This window comes from Skermanella mucosa, assembly GCF_016765655.2.
In the GTDB taxonomy this organism is placed as follows: domain Bacteria; phylum Pseudomonadota; class Alphaproteobacteria; order Azospirillales; family Azospirillaceae; genus Skermanella; species Skermanella mucosa.
Genome location: NZ_CP086106.1, coordinates 1,628,482 through 1,650,818, shown reverse-complemented (window position 1 = coordinate 1,650,818; position 22,337 = coordinate 1,628,482). Strand labels below are relative to the sequence as shown.

Annotated in this window: 25 protein-coding genes; 14 read left to right on the top strand and 11 right to left on the bottom strand. The window is 67.4% G+C overall.

The genetic code is table 11. The features are described 5' to 3' along the window. Positions 1-16 precede the first annotated feature (16 nt). The 4 genes from JL100_RS07545 to purM form a co-directional block, all read right to left on the bottom strand. A complete protein-coding gene (locus JL100_RS07545; protein WP_202680103.1) occupies positions 17-970 on the bottom strand; it encodes a lipid II:glycine glycyltransferase FemX in 954 nt (317 codons plus the stop codon). 54 nt (positions 971-1,024) lie between these two features. After that, positions 1,025-1,165 carry an aa3-type cytochrome c oxidase subunit IV gene (locus JL100_RS07540; protein ID WP_202680102.1) on the bottom strand — a complete coding sequence of 47 codons (141 nt, stop codon included), beginning with the start codon at positions 1,163-1,165 and terminating at the stop codon, positions 1,025-1,027. A gap of 93 nt (positions 1,166-1,258) precedes the next feature. After that, entirely contained in the window at positions 1,259-1,912 is a 654-nt protein-coding gene (purN, locus tag JL100_RS07535; RefSeq protein ID WP_202680101.1) for a phosphoribosylglycinamide formyltransferase, read from the bottom strand. Next, the gene (gene purM / locus JL100_RS07530; protein ID WP_202680179.1) at positions 1,900-2,982 is read right to left on the bottom strand and encodes a phosphoribosylformylglycinamidine cyclo-ligase; all 1,083 of its coding nucleotides are present in this window, start codon (positions 2,980-2,982) and stop codon (positions 1,900-1,902) included. The genes purN and purM overlap by 13 nt, the downstream gene beginning before the upstream one ends. A 106-nt stretch (positions 2,983-3,088) precedes the next feature. Between purM and JL100_RS07525 the strand changes: the two genes are divergently transcribed. The 4 genes from JL100_RS07525 to JL100_RS07510 are packed head-to-tail and all read left to right on the top strand — an operon-like array spanning position 3,089 to position 6,693. After that, positions 3,089-4,348, top strand: a complete 1,260-nt coding sequence (locus JL100_RS07525) for a DUF2066 domain-containing protein (protein WP_202680100.1) — start codon at positions 3,089-3,091, stop codon at positions 4,346-4,348. A 19-nt stretch (positions 4,349-4,367) separates the two neighbouring features. Beyond that, on the top strand, positions 4,368-4,928 hold the full coding sequence (locus JL100_RS07520; RefSeq protein WP_202680099.1) for a CDP-alcohol phosphatidyltransferase family protein: 561 nt from the start codon (positions 4,368-4,370) through the stop codon (positions 4,926-4,928). Continuing rightward, positions 4,925-6,013 carry an AI-2E family transporter gene (locus JL100_RS07515; protein WP_202680098.1) on the top strand — a complete coding sequence of 363 codons (1,089 nt, stop codon included), beginning with the start codon at positions 4,925-4,927 and terminating at the stop codon, positions 6,011-6,013. Before JL100_RS07520 ends, JL100_RS07515 begins: the two co-directional genes overlap by 4 nt. Then, positions 6,010-6,693: an HdaA/DnaA family protein gene (locus JL100_RS07510; protein WP_323378440.1), complete on the top strand. Its 684-nt coding sequence runs from the start codon at positions 6,010-6,012 to the stop codon at positions 6,691-6,693. Before JL100_RS07515 ends, JL100_RS07510 begins: the two co-directional genes overlap by 4 nt. A 9-nt stretch (positions 6,694-6,702) precedes the next feature. Here the strand turns inward: JL100_RS07510 and mltG are convergent, their stop codons facing one another. From mltG to fabD, 5 genes are all read right to left on the bottom strand, one after another. Continuing rightward, positions 6,703-7,695, bottom strand: a complete 993-nt coding sequence (gene mltG / locus JL100_RS07505) for an endolytic transglycosylase MltG (RefSeq protein ID WP_202680097.1) — start codon at positions 7,693-7,695, stop codon at positions 6,703-6,705. A gap of 7 nt (positions 7,696-7,702) precedes the next feature. Further along, positions 7,703-8,968 (bottom strand): beta-ketoacyl-ACP synthase II, encoded by a 1,266-nt coding sequence (gene fabF, locus JL100_RS07500; protein WP_202680096.1) that lies wholly within the window; start codon positions 8,966-8,968, stop codon positions 7,703-7,705. 122 nt (positions 8,969-9,090) lie between these two features. Then, on the bottom strand, positions 9,091-9,330 hold the full coding sequence (locus JL100_RS07495) for an acyl carrier protein (RefSeq protein ID WP_158044532.1): 240 nt from the start codon (positions 9,328-9,330) through the stop codon (positions 9,091-9,093). Between the two features lie 178 nt (positions 9,331-9,508). Next, positions 9,509-10,246 carry a 3-oxoacyl-[acyl-carrier-protein] reductase gene (gene fabG / locus JL100_RS07490; protein ID WP_202680095.1) on the bottom strand — a complete coding sequence of 246 codons (738 nt, stop codon included), beginning with the start codon at positions 10,244-10,246 and terminating at the stop codon, positions 9,509-9,511. A gap of 52 nt (positions 10,247-10,298) precedes the next feature. Continuing rightward, positions 10,299-11,243 carry an ACP S-malonyltransferase gene (gene fabD / locus JL100_RS07485; protein ID WP_202680094.1) on the bottom strand — a complete coding sequence of 315 codons (945 nt, stop codon included), beginning with the start codon at positions 11,241-11,243 and terminating at the stop codon, positions 10,299-10,301. Positions 11,244-11,594: 351 nt separating this feature from the next. On the opposite strand from fabD, the gene rpsF reads away from it, so the two are divergent. Genes rpsF through rplI form a run of 4 tightly spaced genes read left to right on the top strand, consistent with a single transcriptional unit; the run spans position 11,595 to position 13,902 of the window. Beyond that, entirely contained in the window at positions 11,595-12,071 is a 477-nt protein-coding gene (gene rpsF / locus JL100_RS07480; protein WP_201072433.1) for a 30S ribosomal protein S6, read from the top strand. Next, a complete protein-coding gene (rpsR, locus tag JL100_RS07475; RefSeq protein WP_158044528.1) occupies positions 12,068-12,334 on the top strand; it encodes a 30S ribosomal protein S18 in 267 nt (88 codons plus the stop codon). Before rpsF ends, rpsR begins: the two co-directional genes overlap by 4 nt. 45 nt (positions 12,335-12,379) lie before the next feature. After that, the gene (locus JL100_RS07470; RefSeq protein ID WP_202680093.1) at positions 12,380-13,327 is read left to right on the top strand and encodes a DUF2232 domain-containing protein; all 948 of its coding nucleotides are present in this window, start codon (positions 12,380-12,382) and stop codon (positions 13,325-13,327) included. Positions 13,328-13,329: 2 nt separating this feature from the next. After that, positions 13,330-13,902 carry a 50S ribosomal protein L9 gene (gene rplI, locus JL100_RS07465; protein WP_202680092.1) on the top strand — a complete coding sequence of 191 codons (573 nt, stop codon included), beginning with the start codon at positions 13,330-13,332 and terminating at the stop codon, positions 13,900-13,902. A gap of 97 nt (positions 13,903-13,999) precedes the next feature. Here rplI and JL100_RS07460 read toward each other — a convergent pair whose 3' ends face one another. Both JL100_RS07460 and JL100_RS07455 read right to left on the bottom strand, forming a co-directional pair. Continuing rightward, positions 14,000-14,185 (bottom strand): hypothetical protein, encoded by a 186-nt coding sequence (locus JL100_RS07460; RefSeq protein ID WP_202680091.1) that lies wholly within the window; start codon positions 14,183-14,185, stop codon positions 14,000-14,002. Between the two features lie 254 nt (positions 14,186-14,439). Next, positions 14,440-14,844, bottom strand: a complete 405-nt coding sequence (locus tag JL100_RS07455) for a hypothetical protein (RefSeq protein WP_202680090.1) — start codon at positions 14,842-14,844, stop codon at positions 14,440-14,442. Between the two features lie 212 nt (positions 14,845-15,056). On the opposite strand from JL100_RS07455, the gene JL100_RS07450 reads away from it, so the two are divergent. The 6 genes from JL100_RS07450 to purF all read left to right on the top strand — a co-directional run bounded on the left by JL100_RS07450 (position 15,057) and on the right by purF (position 22,314). After that, positions 15,057-16,568, top strand: a complete 1,512-nt coding sequence (locus tag JL100_RS07450; protein ID WP_228421121.1) for a replicative DNA helicase — start codon at positions 15,057-15,059, stop codon at positions 16,566-16,568. Between the two features lie 259 nt (positions 16,569-16,827). Then, the gene (locus JL100_RS07445) at positions 16,828-17,601 is read left to right on the top strand and encodes an MlaE family ABC transporter permease (protein WP_202680088.1); all 774 of its coding nucleotides are present in this window, start codon (positions 16,828-16,830) and stop codon (positions 17,599-17,601) included. A gap of 5 nt (positions 17,602-17,606) precedes the next feature. After that, positions 17,607-18,431 (top strand): ABC transporter ATP-binding protein, encoded by an 825-nt coding sequence (locus tag JL100_RS07440; protein WP_202680087.1) that lies wholly within the window; start codon positions 17,607-17,609, stop codon positions 18,429-18,431. Between the two features lie 226 nt (positions 18,432-18,657). Next, positions 18,658-20,067 carry a DNA repair protein RadA gene (radA, locus tag JL100_RS07435; protein ID WP_202680086.1) on the top strand — a complete coding sequence of 470 codons (1,410 nt, stop codon included), beginning with the start codon at positions 18,658-18,660 and terminating at the stop codon, positions 20,065-20,067. A 40-nt stretch (positions 20,068-20,107) separates the two neighbouring features. Further along, positions 20,108-20,815, top strand: a complete 708-nt coding sequence (locus tag JL100_RS07430) for a CvpA family protein (protein WP_202680085.1) — start codon at positions 20,108-20,110, stop codon at positions 20,813-20,815. 41 nt (positions 20,816-20,856) lie between these two features. Next, entirely contained in the window at positions 20,857-22,314 is a 1,458-nt protein-coding gene (gene purF, locus JL100_RS07425; protein ID WP_202680084.1) for an amidophosphoribosyltransferase, read from the top strand. The last annotated feature ends 23 nt before the right edge of the window (positions 22,315-22,337 follow it).

Below are 22,337 nucleotides of genomic sequence, written 5' to 3'. Positions count from 1 at the left end.
GACGGCAGCCGGACGGTCAGACGTACCCGCCGACCAGGCGGAACGGCTGGCCGCCCATGCCGATCTTGAACCGCGCGATCCCCGGCGTCGTCTCGTTGATGCCGCCGAGGTCGAAGCCGGTATGGCCCTGGGCCTTCAGCCACAGCGCCGACTGCCACAGCAGCAGATGATGGGCGCGCAGATCCCGCCCCTCCTCCCCGTTCCAGCCGACCTGATAGGTGGCCGCGGCACCATGCCGCACCAGCAGTACGCCTGCGACCGGCCGGCCCTGGTGAACCGCCCGTAGCAGGACCGGCGGCGTCGTCTCGGCCGAAAGATTGTGCAGGACCCGCAGGAAGGCGGGGGATGGCCCGCGATAATTCCGCGCCATCTTGTCCTGCAGGTAATGTTCCATCAGCCAGTCGAAGTGGACAGCCGATGTGTCGACCTCGACGGAGAGGCCGTTGCGTTCCGCCTGATGGAGCATGTTGCGCCACTTGCCGTGCAGCCCGGCCCTCAGAACATCGGGTTCGGAAGCGAGGTCGAGCCAGACCGACTCGTACCCCTCTTCCCGGCGGTGGAAGCCGGTGTCCGCCAGTCGCTTGCGCGCGGCCTCGCTGTCGATCATTTCGGGGTGGAAGACCAGGGGACGGCCGCGCAGGAGATGGTAGCGGTCCCGGATCATGCGCAGGACCAGCTTCAGCATCTCTCCCGGGATCTCGTCATGGATCCACAGCGGACCACGATAGATCCTGCAGGTGGTCAGGAACGGCAGCCAGCGCTTCGTCTGCACCTGGACGAGGCCGACGGGCTTGTTCTCGAAGCGGATGATGCCGAAATCGGCCTTCCATCCCTCGGTCTTCGCCAGCGCCAGGGCATATTGCCAGGACTGGAGCAGGGTCGGGCGCTTGCACCGGGCCAGCAGGGCATCCCACTGGGAGAAGGTGCAGTCGTTCCAGTCGATTCGGAAGGGATTGAACGGGGGAGTCATGGAACCGGGCGCGACCGCCGCGCTGAAGGAGACGGGCGCCGCCCGGTCAAGGCGTCAGAGCAGGAAGATCGCCATGAGAACCAGGATGGCGATGACGGCGATGGTGCCGTACTTCGTCAGCATGGTGAAACGCTCATAGGTTTCCAAATGGGCGCGGAACTCTTCGTTCCGAAGATCGTCGTTATTGTCGGCCACGGCCATCTCCAACCTCTGCGTTGTTATTCGGTTTTCGGCGGTCCCGATTTAAGGGACGGCCGGTTCATTTACAAGCGCTATCCGTGACGAGGATCATGCGGGAGGATTAAGTACCGGTCCGTCCGGTTGGGGCGGACTGTCGGACAGCACGACCCGTTCCCCCTCGACCCGGGCCCTACCCTCGGCGATCAGGCGGAGCGCCAGGGGATAGCACCGGTGTTCGGCGACCAGCACGCGGTCGCCCAGGGCATGGGCATCGTCGTCGGGCAGGACAGGCACCACGGCCTGCACGATGATCGGTCCCTCGTCCATGGCGGGGCGGACGAAATGCACGGTGCATCCGGTGAACCTCACGCCGGCCTCGATCGCGCGGGCGTGGGTGTCGAGCCCCTTGAATGAGGGCAGCAGCGAGGGATGGATGTTGATCAGCCGGTCGCGCCACCGCTCGACGAAGTCGGCCGTCAGCAGCCGCATGAAACCGGCGAGGCAGACCAGATCGACCCCGGCCGACCTCAGCGCCGCGTCCATGGCCGCCTCGAAACCCGGCTTGTCGGCGAAGTCCCGGTGGCTGACGACGGATGCGGGAATGCCGGCCGCCCTGGCGCGCTCCAGCCCATAGGCGTCGGCCTTGTTGGACAGCACCAGCACGATCTCCGCCGGGAAGCAGGGATCGGCGCAGGCGTCGATCAGGGCCTGGAGGTTGCTTCCCCGGCCCGAGATCAGGACACCGACCTTCAGCCGTGCCACGCCGTGTCCACTCCGTCGATCACCACGCGCTCGACATCGCCGATCGCGGGCTGCACTTCGCCGATCCGGTAGACCGTCTCGCCGGCCTCCCTGAGGATGCGCTGCGTCTCGTCGGCCTTGTCCGCCGCCGCGATGACGACCATGCCGATGCCGCAGTTGAAGGTGCGCGCCAGGTCGTCGTCACCGATGACCGCCGAGTCCGCCATCCAGCGGAACACCGGAAGCAGCGGCCACGCCGTGGCATCGAGCGAGACGCCCAGGCCTTCGGGCAGCACGCGGGGGATATTGTCGGTCAGGCCGCCGCCGGTGATATGGGCCAGCGCCTTGACGGTGCCCGCCCGCACGGCGGCCAGCACCGGCTTGACGTAGATCCGGGTCGGGGTCAGCAGGGCCTCGGCGACCGTGGTCCCCGGCGCGAAAGGCGCCTCGTCCTGATAGGACAGCCCGGCCTTCTCGACGATCCGGCGCACCAGCGAGTAACCGTTGGAATGGACGCCGCTCGACGCCAGCCCGAGCACCACGTCTCCCGCGGCCACGTCGGCACCGGTCAGGATCTGCCCGCGCTCGGCCGCCCCCACGGCGAAACCGGCGAGGTCGTAGTCCTTGCCCGCGTACATGCCCGGCATCTCGGCCGTCTCTCCGCCGATCAGGGCGCACCCGGCCTGCCGGCAGCCCTCGGCGATGCCGGCGACGATGTCCCGGCCGGCCGCGACGTCGAGCTTTCCGGTCGCGAAGTAATCGAGGAAGAACAGCGGTTCGGCGCCCTGCACCACGAGGTCGTTGACGCTCATGGCGACGAGATCGATGCCGATGGTATCGTGCTTGCCGGCGGCGATGGCGATCTTCAGCTTGGTGCCCACGCCGTCGGTGCTGGCGACCAGGATCGGGTCCTTGTAGCCGGCCGCCTTCAGGTCGAACAGGGCACCGAAGCCGCCCAGTCCCGCATCCGCCCCGACCCGGGCGGTCGCCTTCGCCAGCGGCTTGATCGCATCGACGAGAGCAGCGCCGGCGTCGATGTCAACACCGGCATCCTTATAGGCGTCGCCGGTGTTATTCGGTGTGGTGCTGATGGCGTCCTCGCGTGCGCTGGGTTATAAACCGGGCCGGTCCCAGGTCATGAACAGCATCACGGGCCGGCATCAAGGGCCGAACATACTCGAAACGGAAGGCTTTGCAATGCTTCACCGCCGTCCGCTGGCATGCCTGTTCCAGCTAGTCCTCGGCATCGTCCTGCTGGCTTTTTCCGGCCCGGCAAGGGCTCAGGAAAGCAGCGATATCTTCACCGTGAAGGACGTCGCGGTCGACGTCACGGCGGACAATGCCGCGGCGGCGCGCGACCGGGCGATCACCGAGGCCCAGCGCAAGGCGTTCGCCGAACTCTACGGCCGCCTGAGCCCCGTCCCCGGCGCCCGCCCGCCCGAACTGAGCGACCTGGAGGTGGCAAGGCTGGTCCAGGACTTCGAGGTGCAGCGGGAACGCAGTTCGGCGGTGCGCTACCTGGCGACGCTGACCGTACGCTTCCGCCCCGCGAACGTACGGACGCTGCTCCAGGACAAGGGCGCCAGCTATGTCGAGGTCCGCAGCCGGCCCGTGCTGGTACTGCCCGTCTACCAGTCGAGCGGCAATCCCCCGGTGCTGTGGGAGGACCGCAGCGCCTGGCGCGCCGCGTGGGAGAACTTCCCGCCGCCGCAGGGCATGGTTCCGATCGTCGTCCCCTATGGCGAGTTGACCGACATCGCCGATGTCAGCGCCGCCACCGCGCTGGAGGGCGATACCGGCGGGTTCAACGCGATCGCCGAGCGTTACGGCGCCAGCGACGTGCTGGTGGCGGTACTGGGCGTGCGCGGGGCGGAGCCCGACCCGTCCCAGCCCAACACCGTCAGGCTGACCCGCTATTCGCCGGACGGGTCGAAGCGCAGCGACACCGTCACGGTCCCCGCCGCTCCGGGCCAGACCGTGGACGCCTACCTGGCCGGCGGAGTAGCGGCGGTCGTCCGCTCGCTCGATGAGAAATGGCGGCAGGCCAACACCGTCGCCGCCGGGCCGGAGCAGACCATGCAGGTCGCCGTGCCGATCGCCCGCCTCGACGACTGGGTCCAGACCAAGCGGCGGCTTTCCCAGGTTCCGACCGTGACGCGCGCCGACCTGATGTCCCTGACCCGGACGGCGGCGCGGGTCGAACTGACATACCGGGGCACACCGGAGGTGCTGGCGACCGCGCTGTCCCAGCAGGATCTGGAACTGACCGAGGCGCCGCCGCTCGATCAGGCCGCCGCCCAGGCGGGCTTGCCGGCCGTTCCGGGAACGGTGGCGGCGCCCGTGTCCGTGCTGGGGCCGGCCGGGCAGCCGATCGGCGTCTACCAGACGGGACCCGTCTGGCAGTTGCGCTGGGCCGGATCGCAGGCATCGGGACCGGTCGGCCGCACCTTCCGGTGACGGGCCGGGTCCGCGCATCATGAGCATTCCCAACATCATCACCATGGGGCGCCTGCTGTCGGTGCCCCTGGCGGTGTGGCTCATCCTGGACGGCGAGCTGTTCTGGGCGTTCTGGCTGTTCGTCGCCGCCGGCGTTTCCGACGCGGTGGACGGATTCATCGCGCGCGCCTTCCGGGCGCGCACCATGTTGGGCGGCTACCTGGACCCGCTGGCCGACAAGGCGCTGCTGGTCAGCGTCTATCTGACGCTCGGCCATACCGGGTATCTTCCCCTTTGGCTTGTGATCCTGGTGGTGTTTCGCGATATCCTGATCGTCGGCGGCGTGTTGCTGCTCTACACGCTCAAGGAGTCGTTCGCGATGCAGCCGTCCTTCATCAGCAAGGTCAATACAACCATGCAGATCGCCCTGGCGGCGCTCGTCCTGTCCACATTCGGGCTGGGCTTGACGGAACCGCCGGTGGACCTGGCCTGGATCACGCCGATCATGACCTGGGCGGTGGCCGTGACCACCGTCTGGTCGGGGCTGGGCTACGTGGTGACGGGAAGCCGGCTGCTCAGCCGGCTCGGCGGCACGAAATGAGCCGGCGGCGCCAGCGCCGCTTCTGGCTGATCACGGCGGTCGTCACTTTCGTGGCGCTCTACGTGCTGCGCGACATGCTGCTGCCCTTCGTGGCCGGCATGGCGATCGCCTATTTCCTCGATCCGGTCGCCGACCGCCTGGAGCGGATGGGAACGCCGCGCTGGCTCGCCACGACCGGCGTCCTGCTGTTCTTCGTGCTCTGCCTCGTCCTCGTTCTGATCCTGCTGGTTCCCCTGATCCAGGCGCAGGTGGTCCAACTGGTCGAGACCTTGCCGCGCATCGTCGCCTGGGTGAACAATACGGCGATCCCCACCGCCGAGGGCCTGCTTACCCAGCTGTCCCCCGAGGACCTGGAGCGGCTGCGCACCGCCATCGGTTCCTACGCCGGAGAGGTGGTCGGCTGGCTAGGCACCGTCCTGCAGTCGATCGTGACCGGCGGCGTCGCCCTGTTCGACGTGCTGACCCTGCTGTTCATCACGCCCATCGTCGCCTTCTACCTGCTGCGCGACTGGGACGTGATGATCGGGACCATCCATGGCTGGCTGCCCCGGCAGCACGCCGCGACGATCCTGGACCAGGTCAACGAGATCGACAGGACGCTGGCCGGGTTCGTCCGCGGGCAGGCCACCGTCTGCCTCGTGCTCGGGCTGTTCTACGGCGTCGCCCTGTCGGTCTTCGGGCTGAATTTCGGGCTCGTGGTCGGATCGATCGCCGGGCTGCTGTCCTTCATCCCCTATGTCGGGTCGCTGGTCGGCTTCGTGTCGAGCGTCGGGATCGCACTGGTCCAGTACGATACCTGGACGCCGGTGGTCGTCGTGGTCGTGATCTTCCTGGTCGGGCAGGCGGTGGAGGGCAACTTCCTCACGCCCAAGCTGGTCGGCGATAAGGTCGGGCTGCACCCCGTCTGGGTGATGTTCGCGCTGCTCGCGGGCGGCAGCCTGTTCGGCTTCGTCGGCGTGCTGATGGCGGTTCCGGTCGCGGCGGTGATCGGCGTGCTCACCCGGTTCGCGCTACAGCAGTACCTGTCAAGCTCCTACTATTCGGGTCCGGATTCGGGTCCTGCGGACGAGGCTTGGCGGCCGTGACCGGAACCCCGGCGCAGCTCCCCCTGGATCTGGGCCACCGGCCGGCGATGGGAGCGGACGATTTCCTGGTGGCGCCCAGCAACGAGGCGGCGGTCGCGTGGCTCGACCTGTGGCCCAACTGGCCGGCACCGGCGCTGGTGATCTTCGGGCCGGCGGGCTGCGGCAAGACCCATTTGGCCCAGGTGTGGCGCGCCCGCACCCAGGCGCCGCGGGTCGAGCCCGGCGATCTCCGGATCGAGACCCTGCCGAGATTGCTAAGCGAGGCCGCAGCCGTCGTGATCGACAATGCCGACCGCGGCACCGGCGACGCGCGGGCCGAACGCGCCCTGTTCCATCTCTACAATCTGGCGCGGGAAACCGGCGGGCATCTGCTTCTGACGTCGGAGTCGGCACCCGCCCGGTGGGGTATCAACCTGCCGGATCTGCGGTCGCGGCTGATGGCGGCGCCCGCGGTCGCGGTGGGCGCGCCGGACGACGCGCTTCTGGCGGCGATCCTGGTGAAGCTGTTCGCCGACCGGCAGTTGCGGGTCGGTCACGACGTGATCCGCTTCCTGGTGACCCACATGGAGCGATCGTTCGATGCCGCCCGACGCCTCGTCGCCGACCTGGACGCGGCGGCGCTGGCCGCGCGCCGGCGGATCACGGTGCCGCTGGCCCGGCGGGTGCTGGCCAGGGCCTGAGCCGGGAGACTATTCCGCGGCGTCGTCGCCCTGCCGCTTCATCACCTCGCGCCAGCGGCTGACGTTGCGGTTGTGCTCGGCCAGCGTCTTGGCGAAGGCATGGCCGCCCGTCCCGTCGGCGACGAAATAGACATAGTCGTGCTGCTCCGGGTTCATGGCGGCCTCCAGTGCGGCCTTGCCCGGATTGGCGATCGGCGACGGCGGCAGCCCGTCCACCACATAGGTGTTGTACGGCGACTCGACCTTCCAGTCGGCCCGGGTCAGGGCGCGCCCAAGGGTCCCGCCTCCCTGGGTCAGCGCATAGACTACCGTGGGATCGGACTGGAGCCGCATGCTGGCGAGCAGCCGGTTGACGAAGACGCCGGCGACCTTGGCCCGTTCCTGCGGCACGCTCGTCTCCTTCTCGACGATCGACGCCAGGACGAGCGCCTGCTCGGGATTGTCCAGCGGCAGCGACAGGGAGCGCTTGTCCCACGCCGCCTTCAGCGCCGATTGCATGGCCGCCTGCATCCGCTTCAGCATGTCGGCGCGGCCGTCGCCCCAGGAGTAGTGATAGGTCTCCGGCAGCAGGGTACCCTCGGCCGGATCGGAGGTGATCTCGCCGGACAGCGACGGCTCGTCGCGCAGCAAGGCTACCACCTGCGACGAGGTTAACCCCTCGGGCACCGTGAATCGGCGGACCACCGTCTTGCCGCTCTGCAGGATGCGCAGGGCTTCGGCAATGCTGACATGGGCGGGGAAAGCATATTCACCGGCCTTGAGCGCCCGGTTGGCTCCCGTGACCTTGGCGGCGGCCACGAAGACCAGCGGCGCATCCACAACCCCGGCTTCGGTCAGCGATGCGCTGATCGCATCGAGCCCGCTGCCGCGCGGGATCACGACCGAGCTTTCGGCCGCGAGCGGGCCGGCGCGATTGACGAGGTGGAGACCCCACAGCGCCGCGCCGGCGAACAAGCCGATGACGACGACCGCCCCGATCGCGACCCGGACGGCAAGACGCATGGCGAACCTACTTGTATTCCTTGAAAACCAGCGAGGCGTTGGTGCCGCCGAACCCGAACGAGTTCGACAAGGCAGCCTTCACCCGCTTCTCCTTCGCCTGCTTCGGCACGAGATCGACGCCCAGGCAGCTCTCCGAAGGATCCTGCAGGTTCAGCGTCGGCGGAACCACGCCGTCGTTGATCGCCTTGATCGAGAAGATCGCCTCGACCGCGCCGGCGGCGCCCAACAGGTGGCCGATCGCCGACTTGGTCGACGACATCGAGACCGTCTCGATCGCCGGGCCGAACAGCCGCTTGACCGCGCCCAGCTCGATCTCGTCGCCGAGCGGCGTGGAGGTGCCGTGGGCGTTGACGTAATCGATCTCGGACGGATCGACGCCGGCCCGCTTCAGGGCGTTGCGCATCGACCGGAAGCCCCCGTTGCCGTCTTCCGGCGGGGACGTGATGTGGTAGGCGTCGCCGGACAGGCCGTAGCCGGTCACCTCGGCATAGATCTTGGCGCCGCGGCGCTTGGCATGCTCCAGCTCCTCGAGCACGAGGACGCCGGAGCCCTCGCCCATCACGAAGCCGTCCCGGCCCTTGTCGTATGGGCGCGAGGCTTCCGTCGGGCGGTCGTTGTAGCCGGTCGAGAGCGCGCGGGCCGCAGCGAAGCCGGCGATGCCCAGGCGGCTGACGGCCGCCTCGGTGCCGCCTGCCAGCATGACGTCGGCGTCTTCCCACATGATCAGGCGTGCGGCGTCGCCGATGGCGTGCGCGCCGGTCGAGCAGGCAGTGACGGCCGAATGGTTCGGTCCCTTGAAGCCGTACATGATCGAGACATGGCCGGAGGCCAGGTTGATCAGGCTGGCGGGAATGAAGAAGGGGGAGATCCGGCGCGGACCCTTCTCGTGAAGGGTGATGGAACCCTCATAGATGCCGATCAGGCCGCCGATGCCGGAGCCGATCATGACGCCGGTGGACTCGCGCTGCTCGTCGGTCTGCGGCTCCCAGCCGCTGTCGGCGACCGCTTCGCGGGCGGCTGCGATGGCCAGCACGATGAACTCGTCCATCTTGCGCTGGTCTTTGGTCGACACATGGTCGTCCGCGTTGAACAGGCCCTCGGCGGTCGGACCGCGCGGCACCTGGCCGGCGATCTTGGCCGGCAGGTCCGAAACGTCGAACGACGTGATGGCGCGCAGGCCGGACTCGCCCTTGATGAGACGTTCCCAGTTGTTCTGAACGCCGACCCCGAGGGGCGACACCATCCCGAGACCGGTTACGACGACACGTCTCATGATCAATCCTGAACTGCTCGTGGCTTGGAAAGCCAATGCCTTGGTAAGGCCAGGGAGTGAACGGCAGGGGCTTCGGTCGGCCAGGTCGCCGACCTGGCCGGGCCCCTACTCTGTACCGGGGCTCAGGCCGCGGCGTTCGCCTTGATGAAATCGATCGCGTCCTTGACGGTCAGGATCTTCTCGGCGGCGTCGTCGGGGATCTCGCACCCGAACTCTTCTTCGAACGCCATCACCAGCTCGACCGTGTCCAGGCTGTCGGCGCCCAGATCGTCGATGAAGCTGGCATTTTCGGTGACCTTGGACTCTTCGACGCCCAAGTGTTCGATGACGATCTTCTTCACGCGATCGGCGATGTCACTCATCTTTACAAACCTTCCCAAATCTTTCGTTTGATTGGGGTGAGCCCCGACGTCTGGACACCAGATATTATCGGCCCAACCCGTTAGTGTCGGCCCCATGAAAAGTGCCGTCACATAACACACTTGAACGGGGTTGACCAGCATCCCCCGCTGGCAACCGTCGCGGATCCGCCATGTTCCCTTAGATCATGGCCATGCCGCCGTTGATATGCAATGTCTGCCCCGTGACGTAACCGGCCTGTTCGCTGGCCAGGTAGACGACGCCGGCGGCGATGTCGCCCGGATCGCCCAGCCGGCCCGCCGGAACGGCTCCCGTCAGCTTCTGCTTCTGCTCGTCGGGCAGCACGTCGGTCATCGCGGTCGCGATGAAGCCAGGGGCCACGCAGTTCACCGTGATATTGCGCGACGCGACCTCGGCGGCCAGCGCCTTGGACATGCCGATCATGCCGGCCTTGCTGGCCGCATAGTTGGCCTGCCCCGGATTGCCGGTGACCCCGACGATCGAGGTGATCCCGATGATGCGGCCCCACCGTCGCTTCATCATCCCGCGCAGCACCGCGCGCGACAGCCTGAAGCCCGCCGTCAGGTTGACGTCGAGCACCAGCTGCCAGTCCTCGTCCTTCATCCGCATGGCAAGGCCGTCACGGGTCAGTCCCGCATTGTTGACCAGGATGTCGACCTGCCCCATGGCGGCTTCGGCGTTCTTGACCAGGGCCTCGGTGGCGGCCGTGTCGCTGAGGTTGGCCGGCACCACGAAGGCGCGCGCGCCCAGCTCCGCCGCCAGCGCCTCCAGTGCCTCGACCTTGGTGCCGGACAGGGCGACCGATGCCCCTTGGGCATGCAAGGCACGCGCGATGGCGGCCCCGATCCCGCCGGAAGCGCCGGTCACCAGCGCGGATTTACCTGTCAGATCGAACATCGATGGCCTCGAAATCAACGTGCGGCGCGACGCAGCCGGTAGGATGCGGGATTCAGGAGAGGGTCCTGAGGAAAGTCTCGATGTCGGCCGGCCCCTGGACCGACAGGCCCGAGATCTCCCGGTCGATGCGCTTGGCGAGGCCGCTCAGGACCTTGCCCGAGCCCAGCTCGACCAGGGTGTCGACCCCCTGCCCCTTCATGAACAGGACGCTTTCGCGCCACCTCACCAGCCCGGTGACCTGGTCGACCAGCAGGCGGCGGATCTCGTCCGGGCTGACCACCGCCTCCGCGGTGACGTTGGCGACGACCGGAACCACCGGGCCGCGCAGCTCGACGTTGGCGAGCGCCTCGGCCATCGATTCGGCGGCCGGCGCCATCAGCTCGCAATGGAACGGCGCGCTGACCGGCAGCAGGATGGACCGCTTGGCGCCCCGCCCCGCCGCGACCGCGATCGCGCGCTCGACCGCCGCCCGGTGGCCGCTGACGACCACCTGCCCCGGCGCGTTGTCGTTGGCCGTCGAGCAGACCTCGCCCTGCGCCGCTTCGGCCGCGACTTCCTGCGCCGCCGCCAAATCCAGGCCGAGCAGCGCCGCCATGGCGCCCTCGCCCACCGGAACCGCCTTCTGCATGGCCTGGCCGCGCAGCTTGAGCAGGCGCGCGGTATCGGACAGGCTGAAGGTGCCGGCGGCGGCCAGCGCCGAATATTCGCCGAGCGAGTGGCCGGCGACGAAGGCCGCGGCCTTGTGCAGCTCGACCCCGCCTTCCCGTTCCAGCACGCGCAGGACGGCGATGCTGACCGCCATCAGCGCCGGCTGCGCGTTCTCGGTCAGGGTCAGGTCGCCCTCGGGGCCTTCGAACATCAGGCGGGACAGGTTCTGTTGCAGCGCCTCGTCCACCTCCTCGAAGGTGTGACGGGCGACCGGGAAGGCATCGGCGAGTTCCCGGCCCATGCCGACCGCCTGGCTGCCCTGGCCCGGAAAGACGAATGCGCGCGTCATCACTGTACCCGTATAATTGAAAGGCGCCTTCGGGAGGCGCCTAAATGGCCGGTAGTCATACCGCTTGGCAGAATGAAGTCAAGGCCGGGCGAAACGGCGATGCGAACGGTTACGCCGAGAACCGTATGCTGCACTGCACTTGAAGCGGCCTGCCGCGACGCTCGGAAGCGAAGATGCCGCAGCTCCCGCTGTCAAGCTTATTCGCTTGCTCCGTGGGCGCGGGTGTGTATAGTGCGCGGCTTCCAAAGCTCCTTGCCGGCGCACGCCAAGCGTCCGGCTAGGCCCGGGCGGCTGATTCCGGCATTTCGCCGGACCGCAGCGCCGGACCGTTAACAGCCATGGGGAGACCAAATGGCGAATTACGAGTGCGTGTTCATTGCACGCCAGGACATCTCGTCCGCGCAGGTCGAGCAGCTGACCGAAACCTTCTCGAACATCATCCGCGAGAACGGTGGCGAGGTTGCCAAGACCGAGCAGTGGGGTCTGAAGACCCTCACCTACAAGATCAAGAAGAACCGCAAGGGCCACTACGTCCTGTTCAATCTTGTCGCCCCCGCCCCGGCCGTCGCCGAGATGGAGCGCAACATGAGCATCAGCGAAGACGTGCTGCGCTACATGACGGTTCGCGTCGACGAGCTGGAGCCCGGCCCGTCCGCCATGATGCAGAGCCGCAACGAGCGGAGCGAGCGTGGCGACCGCGGTGATCGTGGCGACCGCGGCGGCCGCCGCTTCGACGGCGATCGTGGTGACCGCGGCGATCGTGGTGACCGCGGCGACCGCGGCCCCCGTCCTCCCCGCCGCACTGAATTCGAAGGAGAGCAGGCATGAGTGCCGCACCGTCCCCCGGTGGCCGTTCTGGTGGCGGTCCGCGTCGTCCGTTCTTCCGCCGCCGCAAGACCTGCCCGTTCTCGGGTCCGAACGCGCCGACGATCGACTACAAGGACATCAAGCTGCTCTCGCGCTTCATTTCCGAGCGCGGCAAGATCGTGCCGAGCCGCATCACCGCGGTGTCCACCAAAAAGCAGCGCGAGCTGGCGCGGGCGATCAAGCGCGCCCGTTTCCTGGCCCTGCTGCCCTACGTCGTGAAGTAAGCACCCGGGCGACCGGGCCGGCTTACGGGAGGATGGAGCGGCGCAATGCCTAATGCCCTGCTGATGGCGATCGGCGGTGGCGTGCTCAGCGCGCTGCTTTACCTTTCCGTGACGGCCGGCGGCTTGGGCACGGTGATCCTGGCCTATCTGGGGCCGCTCCCGTTGCTGATGGTCGGGCTGGGATTGGGGCTGCGGTCGTTCGCGATCGCCGGCACCGTCGCGGTCCTGGCGGTCGCCGGGTTCGGCGGACCGCTGTTCGGCCTGTCCTACGGCCTGGCCAACGGGATCGTGGTGGCGGTGATCGTCCGGCAGGCGCTGCTGGCCCGGCCCGCTCCCGACGGGACGCTGGAATGGTACCCGCCGGGGCTGCTGCTGGTGGTCCTGACCGGGTTGGGCCTTGTTGGACTGGGACTGGCGGCGCTGCTGACGCTCGGGGATCCGGGCGGCCTCGAAGGATCGGTCCGGCAGTTCCTGAGCCTCGCGTTCGGCGACGCCGCGGCCGGCACCGCCGGGGCGGAGGAACCGCTGGGCGAGCTGATCGAGGGATTCGCGCAGGTGTTCCCCGGCATGGTGGTGGTCTCGTGGCTCACGATGGCGATCATCAACGCGGCCCTGGCCCAGGGGGTGCTGATGCGGTTCGGCCGCAATCTCCGTCCCGCGATGCGGGTCGCGGAGGTCGAGCTGCCGAACTGGACCCCGATGCTTCTGGCGGCGGCCGGCGTCCTGGCCCTGCTGGGCGGCGAGGGGCAGCTGGGATACCTGGGGCTGAACGCGGCGATCGTGCTGCTGGTACCGTTCTTCTTCGCCGGGCTGGCGGTGGTTCACGCCTTCGCCGGCGGGCGGCAGGCCCGGACCCTGCTGCTGATGGTGTTTTACTTCTTTTTGCTGGTGTCCGGCTGGCCGATCGCCATGGTCGTCGGCCTTGGTGTGATTGAGCAATGGGCCGGGCTGCGCCGGCGGTTCTCCCGGACCGGCCCGGATCAGGAGAGTTAGTCATGGATATCATTCTGTTGGAGCGGGTCGAGAAGCTCGGCCAGATGGGTCAGGTCGTCAAGGTTCGGCCCGGCTATGCGCGCAACTTCCTGCTGCCGCAGAAGAAGGCCCTGCGCGCGACGAAGGCGAACCTCGCCTTCTTCGAGACGCAGAAGGCCCAGCTTCAGGCGCAGAACCTGGAGCGCCGGAAGGAAGCCGAGGAAGTGGCCGGCAAGATGAAGGGCCTGGCCGTCGTCATCACCCGTCAGGCTGCCGAGTCGGGCATGCTGTACGGTTCGGTCAACGGTCGCGACATCGCCGAGGCGGTGACCGCCAACGGCTTCACCGTCGAGCGCAATCAGGTCGCCATCAGCGACCCGATCAAGAGCCTCGGCCTGTTCGACGTGCGCGTCATCCTCCACCCGGAGGTGAGCGTGAACGTCAAGGTGAACGTCGCCCGTTCGCTGGAAGAGGCCGAGATGCAGGCCCAGCGCGGCGGCATGGTCACCACGGCCGACCTGCTGGCCGACGAGGAAGAGGCGGAAGCGGCTGCCGCCGCCGCTGCCGACGAGGAAGAGGATACCGACAACGCCTGATCGGCGTCGGCGGACATCCATTGCTCCCACGCGAAAGCGCGCCGGCTGTGGCAGCCGGCGCGCTTTTCGTGCTTGAAGAAAGCCTTGCGAGTTCCAGTCAGCCGTGCATGAGCGTCTTCAACTCGCGCGTGAACGCGGAGTTCGAACCGGCTTCGCCGGAGATCTCGGAGCCGGTGAAATTCAGCATGACCGAGCCCAGCACGATGCCGATGATCAGGCCTGCCGCCGCACCAATATGGCCGGCGGTGTCGTTTCCGTCCTCATTCTGCTCGCGATACCGCATCGGATCCTCTCAACAACTGCCTCGTCCAACAGGCTATCCGGACAGTTGTTGCGACAAACCTAATGCCTGGCCGACCTCGCGCACCGTGTTGTTGATTGATTTATCGTAGGTCGGCCTCGGCCGAAGGCCGACGCCGACAGCATGGCCGGAGCGTCGATGCAGGGTGTCGGCGTTTGCCCTGACGGGCGAAGGCCGAGCTACCGCACTCCGCCTTCGCCTCCGCCGAACGTCATCAGAAAGACTGTGCGGGACCACTAATAGTATTCGTAGGAACGCGCCTCGACGTCGCGGTCCATGTCGCGCCAGGCGGCGTCCTCCGGGTCGGTGTCGAAATCCTCGACCACCTCCTCCATGTCGTAGTCCGACCAGCGCAGCACCGAGATCATGAACTCGGCCTGATCCGGGCGGAGCCCGACCTTGCGCGCCATCTCGGGGATGTCGCGCCCTTCGCGGACATACTGGACGAGGTTGCGGATCCGGCGGAAGACATCCTCCTCCACCTCGGTGTCGTAGGCGAAGACGTCGAGGAACTTGCCCGTCCAGGTCCCGTCGCTCTCGAACCCGGTCGGAAGCCGCACATCGTGCCGGTCCGCCACCAGCCGGGCCAACTCCACCTGAGCCGCCGTCGGGCGGCTATCGCCGTCGGATTTCCGGGCCACTCAACCAATCCTTCCTTAACTCGGGCGATGGCATGGTTAATACACCCATGCCTCGATGCATGATCGCATCCGGAAATCCTCATGGCGAGAGCTAATTTCCGCCATCTTCACAGCCTGTGGATAACTTCACTCGCCGGGTTCCACAAGCTATCCACAGCCGCGGCGTCTATCTCGGCCCGGCCCGCTCTGCTAGTCTCCCCGACATGGAAACGATGACCACTGATCCTCGCGCCGCCCGCCCCGCGGATGCTGCCGGACGACGCCCCAGCTACCGAATCACCCCGCACAACGCCGAGGCTGAGCAGAGCCTGCTGGGCGCGATCCTGACCAACAACAAGGCCTACGAGAAGGTCGGCGAGTTCCTGAAGCCGGAGCATTTCTACGATCCAGTCCACAGCCGAATCTTCGAGACGATCCATACCCTGGTCCAGCGCGGCGAGGTCGCCGACCCGATCACGCTGAAGCGCTATTTCGAAGGCGATCCGGCGCTGGATAGCGTCGGCGGCGTCGGCTACCTCGCCGAACTGGCCGGCAGCGTGGTCTCGGTGGTCAATTCCGAGCACTATGGCCGAATCATCCACGACATGTACCTCCGCCGCCAGCTCATCGACATGGGCGAGGACATGGTCAACGAGGCCTACAGCCACAACCTCGAGGGTGCGGCGCTCGAACAGATCGAAGGGGCGGAAAAGAAGCTCTTCGACCTGGCGACGACCGGCGACATCCAGGGCGGCTTCCAGCCGTTCAGCCAGTCGCTCCGAGTCGCCATCGAGATGGCGGAGGAGGCGTTCAAGCGGGACAGCCAGGTCACAGGCGTCACCACCGGCCTGATCGACCTGGACCGCAAGCTGGGCGGTCTTCATCCCAGCGACCTGCTGATCCTCGCCGGGCGTCCGTCCATGGGCAAGACGGCGCTCGCCACCAACATCGCGTTCGCCGCGGCCAAGGCCCACCTGCGCACCGACGGCAAGGAAGGCGCGGGGGTCGCCTTCTTCTCGCTGGAAATGTCGGCCGAGCAGCTGGCGACCCGTATCCTGGCGGACGAGGCGCAGGTCGCCTCGGAGAAGATCCGGCGCGGCGACCTGAAGCCGGAGGACTTCCAGCGCTTCTCGGAAGCCAGCAGCATCCTGTCGCGCGTCCCCTTCTATGTGGACGACACGCCGGCCTTGAGCATCGCGGCGGTCCGGACCCGGTCGCGCCGGCTGGCGCGCACGTCGGGCGGCCTCGGGCTGATCGTGGTCGACTATCTCCAGCTGCTGCGCGGCTCCGGAGGCAAGGGCAACGAGAACCGGGTGCAGGAAATCTCCGAGATCACCCGCGGCCTGAAGGCCATCGCCAAGGAGCTGGACGTCCCGGTCATGGCCCTGTCCCAGCTGTCCCGCGCCGTCGAGCAGCGCGAGGACAAGCGTCCGCAGCTTTCCGACCTGCGTGAGTCCGGATCGATCGAGCAGGACGCCGACGTGGTCATGTTCGTCTTCCGCGAACAGTATTACCTGGAACGCGCCGAACCGAGCCGGCGGCCCGACGAGGCCGACGACAAGTTCAACGATCGCTACCAGCGCTGGCAGCAGCGCCTGGGCGAAGTCCACAACACCGGCGAAGTCATCATCGCCAAGCAGCGCCACGGGCCGATCGGCACGGTGCGCCTGTTCTTCGATGGCCAGTACACCAAGTTCGGCGACCTGGACCAGAGCCACCCGGGCGGTGGCAGCGACTACGAATAGGGGAAAACGGGGGTGCGGCCGGAAGGCCCGCCCCCATCCACCTATGGGCAACCGCTGGCGCCCCCGCCGTTGACAGTGTTATGACGGTTGGCTAGGGTGCGCCGCACAAGGTTGCGCGCTGAGGTAAAGTTGCAACGGCACCAGCAGTTTAGGTGTGTGGTTCCAGCCGTTCCCTCGACGCGTCCGGCCCGAGTGTCGTGCCCGGCACGGGGGCGTGGGTGAGCGGAACCGCCACCCGCTAGGCTGCCACGGGGGATCAATGGGCTTCCTGACCACGACCGGCCGCGCCTTCCTGATATTTCTGGAAGCGACCGGCCGGCTTATGCTGTTTACGGGCGTCGCCGTCTCGCACTGCTTCCGGCCGCCGTTCTATATGCGCCTGATCGGGCGACAGATGATCGACATCGGCTATTATTCGCTGCCCGTCGTCGGACTGACCGCCCTGTTCACCGGCATGGTGCTGGCCCTGCAGAGCTATACCGGCTTCGCCCGCTTCCAGGCGGAGGGGGCCGTCGCGACCGTGGTGGTACTCTCCGTCACCCGAGAACTGGGGCCGGTGCTCGCCGGTCTGATGGTGGCAGGCCGCATCGGTGCCTCCATGGCCGCGGAGATCGGGACCATGCGGGTGACCGAGCAGGTCGACGCCCTGTCCACCCTGGCGACCAACCCGTTCAAGTACCTCGTGGTGCCCCGCCTCATCGCAGGCCTCACCATGCTGCCGCTGCTGGTCCTGATCGCCGACATCATCGGCGTATTCGGCGGCTTCCTGATCGGCGTCTACCGGCTGGACTTCAACCCGGCGGCCTATATCGGGCGCACCTGGGAGTACCTGGTGCCGATGGACGTGATCTCCGGCCTGGTGAAGGCGGCCGTCTTCGGATTCGTGATCGCGCTGATGGGCTGCTACCACGGCTACCAGTCGCGCGGCGGCGCCCAGGGCGTGGGTGCCGCGACGACCAACGCGGTCGTGTCCTCCTCCATCCTTATCCTGGTGTTCAACTACCTGATCACCGGCCTGTTCTTTTCGCGATGAGCGCCATGACACATACCGCAGAAGGCAGGCCGGCCCACGCCGCGCCCGGGACCCAGACCGTCACGCCCAAGCTGAAGCTGTCAGGCGTCCACAAATCCTTCGGCGACAAGCACGTGCTGAACGGCGTGGACCTGGAGGTCGGCCGGGCCGAATCCCTGGTGGTGATCGGCGGCTCGGGCACCGGCAAGTCGGTGATGCTGAAATGCGCGATCGGCCTGATGCTGGCAGACAGCGGGTCGATCCGGATCGACGGGGAGGAGACGGCCAATCTCGGTCCGCGCGACCGCGAGCGGGTGATGCGCAAGTTCGGCATGCTGTTCCAGGGGGCCGCCCTGTTCGATAGCCTGCCGGTGTGGGAGAACGTCGCCTTCGGCCTGATCCAGGGCGAGAAGATGCCCCGCGGCAAGGCGCGCGAGATCGCGGTCGAGAAACTGGCCTCGGTCGGCCTCGCCAAGGAAGTGGCGGACCTGTTCCCCGCGGAATTGTCCGGCGGCATGCAGAAGCGCGTCGGCCTGGCCCGCGCGATCGCCACGCAGCCGGAGATCATCTTCTTCGACGAGCCGACCACCGGACTCGATCCGATCATGGCCGACGTGATCAACGACCTGATCATCAAGTGCGTCAGGGACCTGGGTGCCACCGCCTTGTCCATCACCCACGACATGGCCAGCGCCCGCAAGATCGCCGACCGGATCGCGATGATCTACAAAGGAAAGATCATCTGGAGCGGCCCGGTGTCGGAGATCGACAATTCCGGCAACCCATATGTCGACCAGTTCATCCATGGGCGCGCCGACGGGCCGATCCAGATGGAGGTCATGCAACCCTGACCCGCGGCATCGACCCCGGGTCGGCCTCTGGTATTCCTGTTCTGTTCATCTTAAATAAACGCTGTTTCGATAAGCATCGAGCGTTTTCAGGATAGTTCCCGGGCCGGGCATGGCCCGTGGCAAGGTCTCGCGCCGAATGTCTTCCAGCCTGGCGTTTCCCATAGGTCGGAAAGTTCGCGCGTGCTATCCATTGCTGCACCGCAAACACGTCGAGAACCCGGTTACATTGGCCCGTTCCAACACACGTTATGTCTGCCAGGCCTGCGGCGCCAGCTCTCCGAAATGGAGCGGCAAGTGCGACGCGTGCGGCGAGTGGAACACCCTCGTGGAAGAGGCGGTTCCGGAAAGCGCCCCCAAGGGCCTGGGCCGGACGGCCGGCACCGGCCGGCGGATCGACTTCGTCGACCTGAAGGGCGTTTCCGAGAAGGCTCCCCGGCGCATCACCGGCATCGCGGAATATGACCGCGTGTGCGGCGGCGGCATGGTGCCGGGATCGGCCCTGCTGGTCGGCGGCGATCCCGGCATCGGCAAATCCACCCTTCTGCTCCAGGTCGTCTGCAGCCTCGCCCGGAACCTGCGATGCGCCTACATCTCGGGCGAGGAAGCGGTCGATCAGGTCAGGATGCGCGCGTCGCGCCTCGGCACCAGCGACTCCGCGGTGGAACTTGCCGCAGCGACCAACGTCCGCGACATCGTCGCCTCCCTCGACGCCGCCGACGCGCCGGGCCTGTGCATCATCGATTCGATCCAGACCATGTACGTGGACACGCTGGACAGCGCGCCCGGCACGGTCGCCCAGGTGCGCGCCTCGGCCCAGGAACTGATCCGGGTCGCCAAGCGGCGCGGCATCATCCTGGTGCTGGTCGGGCACGTGACCAAGGAAGGCACGATCGCGGGCCCGCGGGTGCTGGAGCACATGGTCGACACGGTGCTCTATTTCGAAGGGGAGCGCGGCCACCAGTTCCGGATTCTCCGCGCGGTGAAGAACCGCTTCGGCCCGACCGACGAGATCGGCGTGTTCGAGATGACCGACTCCGGCCTGACCGAAGTGTCCAACCCGTCGGAACTGTTCCTGGCGGAGCGGCGCGGCGACGTATCCGGCGCCTGCGTGTTCGCCGGCCTTGAAGGAACCCGCCCGGTGCTGGTCGAGATCCAGGCCCTGGTCGCCCCCTCCCCCCTCGGCACGCCGCGCCGCGCGGTGGTCGGCTGGGACGGCGGCAGGCTCGCCATGGTGCTTGCCGTGCTGGAGGCGCGCTGCGGGGTCGCGATCGGCGCCAACGACGTCTACCTGAACGTGGCGGGCGGCCTGCGGATCGGCGAACCGGCCGCCGACCTGGCGGTCGCGGCGGCGCTGGTGTCGTCGCTGACCGGGGAACCGGTGCCGGCCGATACGGTGGTGTTCGGCGAGGTCGGCCTGTCGGGCGAGATCCGCGCGGTCAGCCAGACCGACGTCCGCCTGAAGGAGGCCGCGAAGCTCGGCTTCGAGAAGTCCCTGATGCCGACCCAGCGCAGCCGGAAGTCCGGCAGCCGCGGCGATGTCGGAATCCGCAGGATCGAGCTGGCCCACCTGGAGGACCTGATCCCGATGTTCCAGGAACCCCGCGCCGCGGCGTCCGCCGGACGCGGGCGGGCCTGATGCCTCCCCTGATCCACCAGATGACGTGACGGATCCCGACATGGACTCGACATCAATCAACCCGACCGATATCGCCGTCATCGTCATCCTGCTGCTGTCGGCCCTGCTGGCGTTCGCACGCGGACTGGTCCGCGAGGTGCTGTCGGTCGGCGCCTGGGTCGGCGCCGCCTTCGCGACCCTGTACCTGTTCCCCCATGCCCTGCCGCTGGTCCAGCAGGTCGTCGCCAAGGACCTGATCGCCAAGGGCGTGGCCGGCCTCGCGGTATTCGTCACGTCCCTGATCCTGCTGTCGATCCTCAGCCACCAGATCTCCAAGGGCGTGCGCGGCTCGGCGCTGAGCGCCGTTGACCGCTCCCTCGGCTTCGTTTTCGGCATCGCCAGGGGTGCGGTGATCGTCTGCCTTGCCTATATCTCGGTGACTTGGGTCTTCCCCCCCACGGAGCAGCCGCGCTGGCTCCGGGAGGCGAGAACCATGCCGGTGATCCAGACCGGGGCCGAGATGCTGCGAAACCTGGTGCCCGGCCGCACCGGTCCGGCGGTCGAGTCTCAGGCGGCGTCCGGCGCCGCCGCGGCCAAGGCAGCCGCCGACATGGCGAATCGCGCCGTCCAGGACGAAGCCCTGAAGCGCCTTTCCACCCCCAGGCCGACGCCGGCGGCCGCGACGAACGCGGGTGCGCAGGTGCCCGACTCGGGGTATAAGGACCGGGACCGAACCGAACTCGACCGCCTGATCGAGACCAACCGCTGACAGCCTACCGTTCACAAACCCCGCGAAAGGGTTTAGCACCCATGTTGACGACCCATCCGTTCGATGACGACAAGCTGCGCGAAGAGTGCGGGGTGTTCGGCGTTTACAACCACGGTGAGGCGGCTGCCGTCGCGGCGCTCGGTCTCCACGCCCTCCAGCACCGTGGGCAGGAGGCGGCGGGCATCGTCACCTTCGATGGCGAGCACTACCATATCCAGCATGCCATGGGGCAGGTCGGCGACAATTTCAGCTCCCAGTCGGTCATCGCCAAGCTGCGCGGCCATGCCGGGATCGGTCACGTCCGTTACGCCACGAGCGGCGACACGGTCCTGCGCAACGTCCAGCCGCTGTTCGCGGACTTCGAGTTCGGCGGCTTCGCCCTGGCGCACAACGGCAACCTGACCAATGCGCTGATGCTTCGGCGCCAGCTGGTCCGGCGCGGTTGCCTGTTCCAATCCACCACCGACACGGAAGTGATCGTCCACCTGATGGCGACCGCCCGCAGCGGCTCGGTGATCGACCGCATGGTCGAGGCGCTCCGCCAAGTGGAAGGCGCCTACTCGCTGATCGCGCTGGCCAAGGACATGGTGATCGGCGTGCGCGACCCGCTGGGCGTTCGGCCGCTGGTCCTGGGCCGGGTCGGCGACAGCCACGTGCTGTGCAGCGAGACCTGCGCGCTCGACATCATCGGCGCCGACTTCGTCCGCGACGTGGAGCCGGGCGAGATGATCGTCCTGGACAGCTCCGGCGTCCACAGCCTCCGCCCGTTCCTGCCGCAGCACCGCCGCTTCTGCATCTTCGAATACATCTACTTCGCCCGGCCCGACAGCGTGATGGAGGGCAATTCGGTCTACGAGGCGCGCAAGCGCATCGGCATGGAGCTGGCGCGGGAGAGCGCCGTCGATGCCGACGTGGTCATCCCGGTTCCCGACAGCGGCGTGCCGGCGGCGATCGGCTACGCGGCGGAAAGCGGCATCCCCTTCGAGCTGGGCATTATCCGCAACCACTATGTGGGCCGCACCTTCATCGAGCCGACCGACCAGATCCGCAACCTGGGCGTCAAGCTGAAGCACAATGCCAACCGCCACATGATCGAGAACAAGCGGGTCGTCCTGGTGGACGACAGCATCGTCCGCGGCACGACCTCGATCAAGATCATCGAGATGGTTCGCCGGGCCGGCGCCCGGGAGGTCCATATGCGGATCTCCAGCCCGCCGACCAGCCACGCCTGCTTCTACGGCGTCGATACGCCGAAGAAGGAGAAGCTGCTGGCGCACAAGTACTCGATCGACGAGATGGCCAAGTATATCGGCGCCGACAGCCTGGCCTTCATCTCGATCGACGGCCTGTACAAGGCGGTCAACGAGCCGGGCCGCAACAACGCCCGGCCGCAATATTGCGACGCCTGCTTCACCGGCGATTATCCGATCCCGCTGCTCGACCGGGACACTCCGGGCGAAACGTCGGAGATCACCTACCGCGCCGAAGCGCGCGGCTGATCCCGCCATTACCCGACCAACAC